The sequence below is a fragment of the Candidatus Desulfofervidus auxilii genome (genome assembly GCF_001577525.1).
Lineage (GTDB): Bacteria > Desulfobacterota > Desulfofervidia > Desulfofervidales > Desulfofervidaceae > Desulfofervidus > Desulfofervidus auxilii.
The window spans coordinates 2,157,195-2,170,373 of record NZ_CP013015.1; the positions used below are offsets into that span (position 1 = coordinate 2,157,195).

The window sequence follows — 13,179 nt, forward strand, 5'->3', positions numbered from 1 at the left end:
CGAAGTCCTACCCTATAAAATACCCTGCTATGGACATATGGTAAATAAAGTGGTTTTAATATAAAAAAAATTGCTGTAAAAAAGGCAATAAAATGGCCAAGTTCAGTTTAATTATTGCCCCTATTTTAAGTATCATATTAGTCCTTTTTCTTAATCTAAAACCAGGCAACCCTCAAGTCACATATACAGCAGCAGTAGCTTTACTTATGGCCATCTGGTGGGTTACAGAAGCCATTCCTTTAGCCGTAACAGCCTTATTACCAGCGGTTTTATTTCCAATTCTGGGCATTATGAATGGGAAAGCCGTTTCTGCCTTTTATTTTAATGATGTGATACTTTTATTCATTGGTGGATTTATCGTAGCCCTAGCTATGCAGAGATGGAATTTTCATAAAAGGATTGCCTTAAAAATCATGTTATGGATGGGTATAAACCCCTGGCAGGTTGTCCTAGGATTTATGGGGGCTACAGCATTTCTATCTATGTGGATTTCAAATACCGCTGCTACCATGGTCATGGTGCCTATAGCCATGGCCATTATTGCTAAATTAGAAGAAAACATTGAAGGGAAAAAGGTTTCTCGATTTTCTAAAGGACTTTTACTAGGCATTGCCTATGCAGCCTCTATTGGGGGAATGGCCACTTTGATAGGAACCCCCCCTAATCTGGCCTTAGTAAAAATCTTTTCTATCTATTTCCCTCAAGCCCCAGAGATTTCCTTTGCCAGGTGGTTTGTGTTTGCCCTCCCTCTAGTAATAGTGTTTTTTCTATGTGCCTGGTTATTAATTTTCCTGTTATTTTGTAAAAATGTGAAGTTTCAGGTCAATTTAGACATGTTTTATAAGGAATACAAAAAACTGGGCCCTATGAAATTTGAAGAGTGGGTAGTAATGATTGACTTTATTCTTCTGGCCTTATTATGGTTTACCAGAAAGGATATTCCTATTGGGGGATTTAGGATACCTGGTTGGTCCTCTCTATTCCCTGTCCCTAAGTTTATAGACGACGGAACAGTAGCCATAGCCATGACTCTCCCCCTATTTTTTATACCTGCTAGAGACCATCAAACTATTATGGATTGGGAAACCGCATCCCAACTGCCTTGGGGCATTGTTTTGCTCTTTGGAGGTGGATTTGCCCTGGCAGCAGGTTTTAAACAATCAGGGTTATCAGCATGGTTTGGGGAGCAACTCCAAGGTCTGTCTTTCTTGCATCCTTTTTTGATTATGATAGCCATCTCTCTATTAATGATAATTTTAACTCAATTTACCTCAAATACTGCTAGTACTCAAATGATTTTGCCTATTGTAGCTTCTATGAGTATAAGTTTAAGGATAAATCCGCTGCCTTTAATGGTCCTAACCACTCTCTCTGCTTCTTGTGCATTTATGTTACCAGTATCCACTCCCCCTAATGCCATTATCTTTGGCACTAATGCTATTAAAGTATTTGATATGGCCAAAACAGGAACTATCTTAAATCTCTTAGGAGCTATGTTGATTATTGCTTATATTACTATATTTGGAACATTTTAAAAAATTGCCCTGAAGGTTGTGGCAAAGCAATTTTAATGGAGATTCAAATAATGAATAAAGCACAAACCAACCATGGCTTTAAGTTTTTACCTGTTTCACTTTTGCACCTGAAACTTTGGATTTTCACACTCTCTCTTACCCTCCTATTCCTCTTTCCATAGTGGGAGAATATTTAACCACTTTAATATAATTCTCAATCCCTCTTACAATCCCTTCTGCAAGGCGTTGAAGATATCTTTCACGGCAGAAGCGTCTGCCTTCTCTAAGGTGGTCAATAAAACCTGTTTCTATTAACACCGCAGGCATATCTGTGCCAATAAGGACATAGAAAGGTGCTTGCTTTACACCCAAATCTCTCACGGGGTTATATCTTTTACCCCTTAAGTATTGGATTAAACTTTTCTGAATTTCTGCTGCCAAATAAGCAGATTCCTTTATCTTGGCCTTGGCTAATAAATCAAGCAAGACATCGTTTAGCTCTCCTCTACCTTTGTTAAGAGAGGCATTTTCACGCGCTGCTACCGCCAAAGCATATTGGTCATCTGTCAACCCTACAAAATAAGTTTCTATTCCATGTAAGCGATGACTGGGGCAGGCATTACAATGCAGAGAAATAAACAAATCTGCCTTGTGTCTATTGGCTATGGCTGCCCTTCTCTCTAAAGAAACAAATTTGTCTCTATAACGGGTAAGAATTACTTTACATCCCAAATCAGTTTCTAACCTCTTTTTTAACAAATAGGCCAGTTTTAGAGTGATATCCTTCTCCTTTAAGCCTTTATATCCAATAGCACCTGGGTCTCGTCCTCCATGACCAGGGTCAATAACTACTTTTTTAATCTTTAACCCTAAAATAGAAGGCAAGATGGCTGAAGAACCTTCAGAAGCAGTAGCAGAAAAAGCGTTCAAAATAAGCCTATTTCCCTGAAAATTAATTTTGTAAGGTATTCTAGAAATTTTAAGTGATAAAACTATCCTTACGGTTTGTTTATTAAACTGAGCTACCCGCAATTGAGACACAAAAGGGTGTTTGATGTTTGCTTTTTTCATAAACCCTTTAGGCAAATAAGCCGGCCACAAATCTATAACCAATCTAGGACTTAATTTTTTAAAACCAGGTAATATAAAGTCCTTAAAATGTGGCTTACCTTGGGTGTTAATGATAATTTTTAATCCTTGCGGGGGTGGATAACTTACTTTTACTCCTAAAATGCAAGTCTTTTTTTTTCTTTTCAAGGGTTTAGGAGAATGAATAAACAAAGTTAAATTGTTTTTCCATTTTTTAGTGTTATAAGCTAATTTCTTGGTAAGCTGAATCGCCACCCGCACTGTTTTTCTATTAAATTGAGAGATTTTTATTTTTTTAACCTGAGGATGTCTCACAGAAATGGTCTTTCTCACTTGTGGTAAATAAGCAGGCCAGATATCAACTACTATGTATTTCTCTGATTTTCTGGAAGAAAGAATAAAAGATTTATAGAAAAATTTTCCCGTAGTATTTAATTTTATCTTTATCCCTGTGGGTAAAGAATAAACCCTTATTTTTTTAATGGCAACCTTGGGTAAAGTTCGGGAATAGACATTAGGAATGCATATCCCATAGAAAAAGAAGAAAAACAAACTAACAGTGCCTAGAAACCGCTGCATGTCAACTAATTTATCATATTTTTAAATTTATGTAAAATCGTTAAGGCCTGTAAAGGGGTAATCCGGTTAGGGTCTAATTTCCTTAACCGATCCACAATTTTTTGATGTCCTGGGGTAAACAAAAAAGGTTGGAGGTATTTTTGGGCCCGTTCTTCATCCACTCGTTCCTGTTCTTTATTTTCTAACATATGAAGGATTTTAAATGCCCTCTCAATTACCTTAGGGGGTAATCCGGCCAATCTAGCTACTTCAATGCCATAACTCCTACTACTTCCCCCAGGAAGGAGTTTGTATAAGAAAATAATCTTTCCTTCCCATTCTCTGACTACCACATTATAATTGCGTATCTTTGGCTTTATTTGAGCAAGTTCAGTCAATTCATGATAATGGGTGGCAAATAGGCTCTTAACCCCCTTTCCTCCCAAATCATGGAGGTACTCTACTACCGCCCAAGCAATACTCATGCCATCAAAGGTGCTGGTTCCACGGCCTATTTCATCTAAAATCACCAGACTTTTAGGGGTTGCCTGATGTAAAATGCGGGCGGTTTCTTCCATCTCTATCATAAAGGTGCTCCTTCCTTCAGGAAGGGCATCAGAGGCTCCAACCCTGGTAAAAAGCTTATCTACAATACCAATTCTTGCTTCTTTGGCTGGCACAAAGCTCCCTATCTGGGCCATAAGCACTATAATAGCTATCTGTCTAATAAGAGTAGATTTTCCTGCCATATTAGGACCAGTGATAATCAAAATACGTTCTTTTTCGTTTAAACAAATATCATTAGGCACAAATGGGGTATCCTTTATTTGCTCTACAACAGGATGGCGACCTTCTTTAATAAAAATCTCATCTTTTTCCTCTATCTTAGGACACACATAATTATTTTGCACTGCTACCTCGGCTAAAGCAGACATCACATCTATCTCTGCTAATTGAGCTGCTACTTTTAATAGCCTATTACTGGCCTTAGCCACCCTTTCTCTTATTTCTATAAATAATTGGTATTCTAAGGCATTTCTTTTCTCCTCTGCCCCTAAAAGAAAGTTTTCATACTCTTTTAAAGCAGGGGTAACAAACCGCTCTGCATTCACCAAAGTTTGTTTCCGAATATAATCTTCAGGCACCTGTTTTAACTGGGACTTAGTTATTTCTATATAATAGCCAAATATCTTATTATACCCTACTTTAAGGTTAGAAATCCCTGTGCGTTCCCTTTCTTTTTTCTCTAGGTTGGCAATCCAGGACTTGGCCTCTTTAGTCTGTTTGCTCAAGTTATCTAAACCCTCATGATACCCCGTCTTAATCAACCCTCCTTCTTTTAAAGAAAGAGGGGGTTCATCTACAATCCCCTCACTGATTAACTGGGTAATATCCTCCAAACTGTCTAATTGCTCTCCTTTTTGCTGATGAAGCATGGAAGGGCTAGAAAGTAATAACTGTTTTACTTCTGGCAACATTTGTAAAGAATTTTTTAAGGCCACTAAATCACGGGCATGTGCCCTGCCTAAAACAATGCGGCTATTAATTCTTTCTAAGTCTCCTATTTTATCCAATTTTTCCCTTATAGCCTTACGTAATAGACCAGTTTGCACAAAGGCATCTACCTGAGTTAAACGGTTTTTAATAGCCTTTACATCTTTCAGGGGGCGTAGAAGCATGTTTCTCAATAAGCGTCCACCCATAGGAGTAAGGGTTTTATTGAGGATATTAAAAAGTGTCCATTGTTTATCTCCCTGCCAACGTCTAAAGACCTCCAGATGGGTAAAAGTCACACTGTCTAACACCATAAACTCATCTAAAGTATAAGTTTGCAAGCGGGTAATATGGGGTAAAATAGTCTTTTGCCCTTGTTCTGCATAATGAAGAATCCAGGCAGCAGATATAGCAGCTGCAGGCCAATCCTTTAAACCCAACACACCTAAAGAAGGAATATCAAAATGGGACTTCAGTATCTCTTGGGCCTGCTCTAAATCTAAGATAGCTTCATCAGGTTGAGAGGCTAAAACAATGTGTTTGGGATTAAAATGTAAAGAAAGGCTTTTTGGTGCCAGTAGTTCACTGGGTTCTAATCGATTTAACTCTTCTTTTAACATATCTAAACTGCTAAATTGTGTAGCCTTAAAATCACCAGTAGAGATATCCAGATAGGCCAAGCCATAACCCCCACCCCAGGAGCATATAGCAGCTAAGTAGTTATTTTTGCTGGTTTCTAGATATTCTGGTTCCAAAATCATACCAGGGGTAATCACCTGAACTACCTCTCGTCGCACAATCCCTCTTGCTTGCTTAGGGTCTTCTACCTGCTCACAGATAGCTACCTTATAACCTTGCTTAATCAGTTTAGGCAGGTAAGAAGAAAGGGCATGATAGGGGATGCCACACATAGGAACAGGTTCTGGCACATCTTTTTGTCTGGAAGTTAAAGCAATTTCTAATATCTTGGAACCAATCTCTGCATCCTCAAAAAACATCTCATAAAAATCACCCATGCGAAAAAACAAAATAGCATCAGGATACTGCTGCTTGATTTCTAGATATTGACGCATAGCCGGTGTTAGGGTTTTATTTTTCATTTCCCTCACTAAATACTTCCGCGGAAAAAATATAAATCTCTGCCCCTGAACGCCAACACCCTGGAGGGAGACCTGCCTTAAGACAAGTATTATCTAAAAATTTATATCTATCCCAACCATATTCAGTAGCTACTTGAGGCAAAAGCACACCTCTATGAAATCCCTTTATAAGATAAATACCATGTTTCCCTACCTCTATTTGCTCTACATTAGTAATACGTTCTAAAGGGGATAACACCGATATTTCAATTTCAATTTGGGGTAATTCTTCTGCACTTAGGGGAGGGAATCTGGGGTCTCTAAAGGCAGCTTCTATAGCCATTTCTTGAATGGTAATATAAAGAGGCCTCTCTCCAATCAGAGAGCCAATACATCCCCGCAATTGTCCTCCTTTATGTAAGGTAACAAAGGCACCACAAGGACGAGATAAAACAGGGTCATCTACTGTATTTTGAGGTAAAGGACGGTGGTCTAAGGCTGCCTTAATAGTATCTCTGGCTAATTTTAATAAAAAACGCCTTTGTTCATCACTAAGCTTCATTTTAACTCTCTCCTAATTCTTTTTCTCTTACCTTAAAAACCACTTGTTTTTGGAGTTTTTGTAACGCAGGACCTAACTCTACCAAATATATTGCAGGGTTTTCTAATCTTTTATAACTCTCATCCAAGGCAGCAAATTCTGTTTGGAATCTATCTCTGATCTTTGTTAATGGTTCGCTGTGGAACAATCGTTTTCCTTCTTTCATCACTGGTGTAAGAAGAGGTTCGCCATCAAGCTTTTCTGTGCGAAGGGCAATTATGTCCTTTTGTAAATTATTTTTCTCTTTTAATCTAAATACCTGTTTTTGCCCTACCAGTGTTTTTTTCCCCATGCTCAATTTTAACACTGGCCTCCCATCATACTCAACCAATTTATAAGCAATGTCTGTATAAGGAGCATCTGCAGAAACACCCATTTTGGTTCCCACTCCAAAGGCATCTATTTCTGCGCCTTGTTCCAGAACTTTAGCTATCTTATATTCATCAAATCCGCCACTGGCAAAAATCATAACATTATTAAGACCTGCTTCTTTAAAGACCTGTCTTACTTCTTTACTTAAAGGAGCCATATCTCCACTGTCTAATCTTACCCCTTTTAATTTTTTGCCTTGATAAAGAAGCTCCTTTCCTATAATGGCTGCCTTATGGGCACCAATAATGGTATCATAAGTGTCTATCAATAGCACTGTATTTTGGGGAAATATTTTGCTAAACGCCCTAAAGGCATCTATCTCCTTTTTAAAACTGGTAATAAAAGAATGAGCCATGGTGCCAAAAACAGGAATATTATACAATTTTCCTGCCAATACATTACTAGTCCCACCAAACCCCACAATATAACTTGCTCTAGCCACCTTTAATCCTGCATCCACTCCTTGGGTGCGCCTTAGAGAAAAGTCTACCAATTTTCTCCCTCTAGCAGCATATACACATCTACTGGCCTTGGTGGCAATGGTTGTCTGAAAGTTAATGACATTTATCACAAAAGGTTCCACCAATTGAGCCTCAATAATGGGAGCAGTGATTTCTAAAATAGGCTCATCTTTAAAAAATATCCTTCCTTCTGGAATGGCAAAGACATCTCCTGTAAACCTCAAAGTGCTTAAATAATGCAAAAAATCTTTAGGAAAAATGCCTAAGTTGTCCAGATAATCCAGGTCTTTCTGATTAAAATGAAAAGATTCTAAAAAACACAATACATCTTCTAAACCAGCACTGACAAAATAACCCCGATGCGGAGGATATTCCCGAATAAATAAACTAAAAGTAGCCGGGGCAAACATCTGATATTTATAGTAACAAGTGGCCATAGTAAGCTCATAAAGGTCAGTTAATAGAGCTTTATTATTGATTTCCCTGTCCATTGTTTTCATTTAATTTTTAAAATACCTAATATCCGCTCCTCTTTCAAGGGACTTAGAACCCCCAAATCCGTAATAACTGTTCGGCAGACAGATTAGGGAAAACTTCGCTCACCTGCCATTATGCCACTTTTGTCAAATGTGGAGACCAAACCCTGATTTTTTGTATACAATCATCGATTTAAAGTTGATCTGAAATATGGATTCAAATCAATCGATTTGCCTCCTCTTGCATATTGCACATAATTTTCATCTGTATTGATAGAAACTACCTTTATTCCTTCGTGATGATAATCCTGATATGTATCGGGGTCTCTATATATTTCTTTAATAATTTCGATTGGAATAAGAAAATATGTTTCTTCATCACCGCAAATCCACAATTCAAAATCTGCTGTTAGCGTGTTGGGATTAATATTGAATTTGTATTTTGAAGGCGAACGTCGGTTAGTGGAGCAAAAGCGAACGTGGACAATATCTTGTCCCACTCTTATTTTCGCTCTGCCTGAAGGATACCAAGTCTGCGATCCAGCTATCCTCTTATAAACTGCCTTTTTTATATCTTCTTTCATTTCATTAATCCTTTTGTATAACGACCAGGCTCACCTGCCGCTATGGGCCAGCGGAATGGCGGTCAGGTGGACCCTTTTGTTAACCTCTAATTATTTCATTTAATCCCTCTATAATTAACTCAAGTCCCTCAGGAGAAATACTTGCAATTTTTCCCCTAATCCTTTTGATAGATAATGTTCGAATTTGACTTATTTTGACCCACGATTTTTTAGGGAGTTTTGTCTCTGAAAGTTCAAAGGTTAAAGGAAATCCTGCTCTTTGAGGTTGATTTGTAATTGCCATAGCTATCACGGTACCGGATCTTTCATTAAAAATATCATGACTCAAAATAAGAACAGGGCGAAAACCGCCCTGTTCACTCCCTATTACAGGATTTAAATCAGCCCAGCAAATGTCTCCCCTTAATATCTTGGCCATTCTTCTATCTCCAGTGAAAATCCCTCTTCTGCCATATTTTCCTCAAATTCAGGGTCAAGTTTAGCACACTCCTTAGCTAATCGAGTCCTTTTTAACCGCTCTAATTTTTCCTTAACAGCTTCTTGAATAGCTTTACTTCTATTTGGAAATAAATTTGATTTTACCAATAAATCAATTTCCTTAACCAGCTCATTATCAATTGTAATTGCAATTTTTGAAACTGGCATTTTCATCACCTCCCAGTATGATAATATATCATACTGTATTTTATTTCAAGAATTATTTTGTTTTTTGTGGCTAACGACCAGGGTCACTTGCCGTCGTGGATTTTAGAAATCCTTGTGGTTCTTATAGCAATCTTTTATAGAAAAAATATTATCTATAAAAATTTTCAATTTGACATATTATTTTTTCTTATTTATATTTAGCCAACAATTTTCATAAAGGAGGAAAAAATGAGGGAAGCATTTAAAAAGTGGACACTGTTTTGGATAGTAATGGTGTGCGTGCTTTTTGGGAAAGTAGATTATTTAGAGGCAAATTTTACCAAATACAAAAATGGAACCAGTGTTTGGGATGGGAAAATTAAGTTTGGAGGAAGGATTAGATTTAGACAGGAGATAAAAGACGGCTATTATATTCCCAATGGACAAAAGAAGGTGCATGATGACCTCTCCCTCTTACAAACCAGAATTTATGTGGAATTTATGCCCACAGAAGAAATAGGATTTCATCTAATGTTTGAAGATGCACGGGATTTTACAGAACCTCACCCTTACAAACCACTTGTTCCTTACGCCTATGACACTGCCTTTGATGTGCAACAGGCGTATGTCTTTTATCAGCCTAAAAATAGCTCATTTTCTTTCTGGGCAGGAAGAAGAGAAGTATTCTATTTAAAACACAGACTCATTGGGACTACCATTGGCTGGGGAAATAAAGTCATTACGTATGACGGAGCCATGGTAACCTTTGAGGATAAAAAATTTAAGTTGGACCTTGCCTATTTAAACTGGGTAAGACCTCAGCACACAGGCAGGTTATTTGAGCATACCTGGTTTGGTGAACCTGCCAACACCCTTGTAGGCTGGCTTACTTTAAAAGATTTATTTTCAGGAGCTAGTCTTGATATATACACCATTTATGACGACCGCAGAAATGGAGAAGATATTTACACCATAGGCCTTAGAGCCTATGGAAAGATAGGAAGTTCTATTGGTTATGATATAAATGGCAGCCTTCAGCTGGGAGATGCATTGGTAGGGAGTGAATTCCAAGACAGAATAGCAGGGGCCTTTTATTTAGACACATGGTATGCCTTTGATATGCCATGGAAACCCACTATAGGTCTGGAATACTTTATGGCCACTGGGGATAGCCATCCGGGTAATGGAGACTATCATACCTTTGACCAGCTCTATGCTACTCCTCATTATTCATACGGATATATGGATTTGATGGGTTGGCAGAATATGCATGACCTTAATCTTAAGACCTGGATAAAACCGGTTAAGGGTTTAAAATGTGGGGCTGCATTTCATACCTTTTGGTTATTTGCCAATGAGGACAACTGGTATAATGCCTATAAAAAAGTTCAGAGGTTTGGCCAAGAGGATGCAAGTCACTATATAGGAAACGAGCTTGATTTTATCTTCTTTTATGACTTTGCAAAATATTTTACTTTAGTAGGTACATATTCGCATTTCTTTGCCGGAAAATTTGTAGCCCAAACAGGCCAGAGTAGTGATGCTGACTTTTTCTCCATGGAAATACGCTTTGAATTTTAAAATGGCCGGATCAGGGAGCCGGTGCTTCCCACGGGCTGCAAACCCGTTGAGGATGCCTAAAAAGCATCCTGTTCGGTTCAACTCCGAAATCCGGCCTCCAAATGACAATGTTTAAACAGATTAAACAGAAACTATTGAAAAAAAGGGCTTCTCCTCAAACAAAGGGGTTAATTTTAGTGGAAGATGTGGCTACGGCTATGGCCATAGAGAAACTTTTGCAAGGGCATGGTTTTAGTGTTAAAGGAGTTGCTCCGCCGCCCCATTTGCGTAAGGGGTGTGATTTGGCAGTAGAGTTTGATTTAGTAGAACAAATGGCCATTGAGAGGATTTTAAATAAAACTAATGTTTCCTATGAAATTTCTCCTTTAAACACTAATGAACCCCCTTTAGAAATTACCAAAATAAAAGAAATAAATGGCTATATTTTAGTGCGAGCTGCAAATATGAAAGTTACTTTTGATAAAAACACAGCTATGATTGTCAATGTTTCAGGGGGTGGGTGCCCTGATGTCCCATTTTTGGCCCAAAATCTTATGGGTAAACGGTTAGAAGAGGCAATGGTGGTTATGGAAAAAGGCCATTCCCTCTGTGCCTATATGTTAAAGAGGGCAATTGAAAAAGGCCTTGAGTTATTAAATGAAAATCACTAAGAGTTATGCTGGTCATTGGCACTATTCCCATTGAACTAAAAGAAGTTGTTACTGGGTCAGTAATTTTTAAAGAGGGAAAGCTGTGTGCTGGCCCGGTTTCTCTAGAACCAAACCTGGGCACCTCTGCCCTTCTGGCTGCTTCTTATATGACCCTTTCTGCCTTAAAACAGGCCCCACCCCAGGCCATTCTTATTGGTGATAAGGGTGAAGGTAAGGGCACAAAGAAGCTCTTTGCCTGGTTAAAGAAAAACGATTTAAACAAACAAACCGTTATTTGCGGTCATTACATGATGCCTTATGTGGAGGAATTTAAACAGATATTTCCCAAACTTTCCCAGGCTGCTCAATATATAGTAGCTGATGCAGGCATGATGTATCTAGCCAAGGGTTCCGGTTTGGCAAGGAAAGTGGATGTATTTACACCAGATGCAGGAGAGTTGGCCTTTTTGGCAGATAAAAATGCCACTCATCCTGCCTATGTCAAACGGATTTTGTTTGAGATGGATACAGATAATATGGAAGACTTAATAAAAGAAGCCTATGTTGCAAAAAATCTTCCTGAATTTGCACTTGTGAAGGGAAGAGAAGATTTGATTGTCAAAAATGGAAAAATTATTACTTCTGTCTCTTCACCCATGGTTGAGGCTATGGAGGCTATTGGTGGTACAGGTGATGCCTTGGTAGGAATCCTATCCGCTCTTATTACAGCAGGCTTTTCTCTGGATAAAGCGTCTATTTTGGCAGCCAAGATTAACCGCATCGCTGGAAATTTAGCTCAACCTACACCAGCAACAACTATTTCAGAAATTATAAAATTTATTCCAAAGGCCATAAAGGAGGTGATAAAATGAGATGGACAGCGGCAAAAGTAGGATTTCTTGTTGGTCTTGGGGCAGCTATAGGACAGGCATTTTTTAAAATCATTCCTCCTCCAGCCTATGGAGTTTGTATTGCCTGTCATGTGCGAGATTTGGACAATTGGATTATTTTAAAAATTTATCCTAGTTTTTATAGTGGTAAATTCATTGGTGGGCCTGTTTCTGCCCATTTCCCACTGTTGACTATTGTGGGTGTGGTTATTGGTGCCTTCTTGGCAGCAAAAGTCAACAAAGAATTTCAGTGGAGGACTATGCGGGTGTGGTGGCAAAGGCCTCATGTAGAATTTGTCTGGGGTATGTTAGTTTGTATAGGTGCGTTAATGATGGGAGGATGTCCAATTCGCACTACTTTAAAAGCTGCCTATTTAGACCTTACCGCCATGTCTGGATTGTTTTCTATCTTTTTAGGCGTCTTTTTAGGCTGTAAGGTAATCAAACACTTGGTAAAACTTGGAGGGTAAAATGCCTGTAATTTATAGTTTATTTCTGGGCTTTCTATTGGGTTATTTAGGTCAACGCGCACGGCTTTGTTTTATTGGGGGAATGCGGGATTATGTGCTGGTCAAAGATACCTATTTAATTAAAGGCCTGTTTGGCTTTTTTATAGGGGCATTTTTAGGCTTTATTCTATTCCATTATATCATTCCTTGTGCCACTTTAAAGACCTTTCCTTGGTTTATAAATGGTGCTGGGGTATTTTTGAAAAAATGGAAGACTATGGGCATTCAGGCTACACCTAATCCTGCCTTACCGGTGCCAGGAGATCCCATTACTTGGTCGCCTATAGTGATTTACCACTTATTCCTGGCTCTTGTTGGAGGTGCAATGGTGGGATTTTTTTCAGTGTTAGCAGGAGGTTGTCCTTTCAGACAGCATGTTATGGCCGCTGAAGGTAGCCGCAGTGCCTTAAGTTATATTGTAGGTTTTGCTATAGGTGCCGTTATTTTTCACAAACTGTTAGTGCCCATAATCAAGGTGCTGCTTAAATAGGGGGTTAAGATGGGGAAAAGATATACACTTGATGTTTGTGGAGAAGTGTGTCCCATGCCAGTGATCAAAACCAAGGCCATGTTGGATAAAATGGGACCAGGTGAGGTATTAGAGGTAATTGTTGATTATGCTCCTTCTAAAGAAAATGTTAAGCGCTTGGCCCAATCACAGGGGTGCAAAGTGAAAATAGAAGAAGGAGAAAAAATAAAGATTATTATTGAGAAATAA

General features: G+C 38.5%; 14 protein-coding genes and 1 tRNA gene. 8 read left to right on the forward strand and 7 right to left on the reverse strand.

What is annotated here, in order from left to right; genetic code table 11:
- Positions 1-92 precede the first annotated feature (92 nt).
- Complete coding sequence (locus tag HS1_RS10740; RefSeq protein WP_066065195.1) at positions 93-1,535, forward strand: SLC13 family permease; 1,443 nt, start codon at positions 93-95, stop codon at positions 1,533-1,535.
- Between the two features lie 135 nt (positions 1,536-1,670).
- Here HS1_RS10740 and HS1_RS10745 read toward each other — a convergent pair whose 3' ends face one another.
- The 7 genes from HS1_RS10745 to HS1_RS10775 all read right to left on the reverse strand — a co-directional run bounded on the left by HS1_RS10745 (position 1,671) and on the right by HS1_RS10775 (position 8,873).
- A complete protein-coding gene (locus HS1_RS10745) occupies positions 1,671-3,182 on the reverse strand; it encodes an N-acetylmuramoyl-L-alanine amidase (protein ID WP_066065198.1) in 1,512 nt (503 codons plus the stop codon).
- A gap of 5 nt (positions 3,183-3,187) precedes the next feature.
- On the reverse strand, positions 3,188-5,755 hold the full coding sequence (gene mutS / locus HS1_RS10750) for a DNA mismatch repair protein MutS (RefSeq protein ID WP_066065201.1): 2,568 nt from the start codon (positions 5,753-5,755) through the stop codon (positions 3,188-3,190).
- Positions 5,745-6,296 (reverse strand): AmmeMemoRadiSam system protein A, encoded by a 552-nt coding sequence (amrA, locus tag HS1_RS10755; protein ID WP_066065205.1) that lies wholly within the window; start codon positions 6,294-6,296, stop codon positions 5,745-5,747. The genes mutS and amrA overlap by 11 nt, the downstream gene beginning before the upstream one ends.
- Position 6,297: 1 nt before the next feature.
- Positions 6,298-7,668 (reverse strand): nicotinate phosphoribosyltransferase, encoded by a 1,371-nt coding sequence (locus HS1_RS10760; RefSeq protein WP_066065208.1) that lies wholly within the window; start codon positions 7,666-7,668, stop codon positions 6,298-6,300.
- 161 nt (positions 7,669-7,829) lie between these two features.
- Positions 7,830-8,228, reverse strand: a complete 399-nt coding sequence (locus HS1_RS10765) for a hypothetical protein (protein WP_066065212.1) — start codon at positions 8,226-8,228, stop codon at positions 7,830-7,832.
- A gap of 79 nt (positions 8,229-8,307) precedes the next feature.
- Positions 8,308-8,646 carry a type II toxin-antitoxin system PemK/MazF family toxin gene (locus HS1_RS10770; RefSeq protein ID WP_066065215.1) on the reverse strand — a complete coding sequence of 113 codons (339 nt, stop codon included), beginning with the start codon at positions 8,644-8,646 and terminating at the stop codon, positions 8,308-8,310.
- Positions 8,631-8,873 (reverse strand): ribbon-helix-helix domain-containing protein, encoded by a 243-nt coding sequence (locus tag HS1_RS10775; RefSeq protein WP_066065219.1) that lies wholly within the window; start codon positions 8,871-8,873, stop codon positions 8,631-8,633. The genes HS1_RS10770 and HS1_RS10775 overlap by 16 nt, the downstream gene beginning before the upstream one ends.
- Positions 8,874-9,101: 228 nt before the next feature.
- Here HS1_RS10775 and HS1_RS10780 point away from each other — a divergent pair, with 228 nt between their 5' ends.
- The 7 genes from HS1_RS10780 to HS1_RS10805 all read left to right on the forward strand — a co-directional run bounded on the left by HS1_RS10780 (position 9,102) and on the right by HS1_RS10805 (position 13,179).
- Positions 9,102-10,433 carry an alginate export family protein gene (locus HS1_RS10780; RefSeq protein WP_066065222.1) on the forward strand — a complete coding sequence of 444 codons (1,332 nt, stop codon included), beginning with the start codon at positions 9,102-9,104 and terminating at the stop codon, positions 10,431-10,433.
- Between the two features lie 3 nt (positions 10,434-10,436).
- A tRNA-OTHER gene (locus tag HS1_RS13215) sits at positions 10,437-10,533 on the forward strand.
- A gap of 7 nt (positions 10,534-10,540) precedes the next feature.
- On the forward strand, positions 10,541-11,083 hold the full coding sequence (locus HS1_RS10785; RefSeq protein WP_172793684.1) for a putative Se/S carrier protein: 543 nt from the start codon (positions 10,541-10,543) through the stop codon (positions 11,081-11,083).
- A gap of 5 nt (positions 11,084-11,088) precedes the next feature.
- On the forward strand, positions 11,089-11,934 hold the full coding sequence (locus HS1_RS10790) for an NAD(P)H-hydrate dehydratase (RefSeq protein ID WP_066065228.1): 846 nt from the start codon (positions 11,089-11,091) through the stop codon (positions 11,932-11,934).
- Positions 11,931-12,422 carry a YeeE/YedE thiosulfate transporter family protein gene (locus HS1_RS10795; protein ID WP_066065231.1) on the forward strand — a complete coding sequence of 164 codons (492 nt, stop codon included), beginning with the start codon at positions 11,931-11,933 and terminating at the stop codon, positions 12,420-12,422. Before HS1_RS10790 ends, HS1_RS10795 begins: the two co-directional genes overlap by 4 nt.
- A gap of 1 nt (position 12,423) precedes the next feature.
- Positions 12,424-12,951, forward strand: coding sequence for a YeeE/YedE thiosulfate transporter family protein (locus HS1_RS10800; RefSeq protein ID WP_066065234.1), 528 nt, complete (start codon positions 12,424-12,426; stop codon positions 12,949-12,951).
- A gap of 9 nt (positions 12,952-12,960) precedes the next feature.
- Complete coding sequence (locus HS1_RS10805) at positions 12,961-13,179, forward strand: sulfurtransferase TusA family protein (protein ID WP_066065237.1); 219 nt, start codon at positions 12,961-12,963, stop codon at positions 13,177-13,179.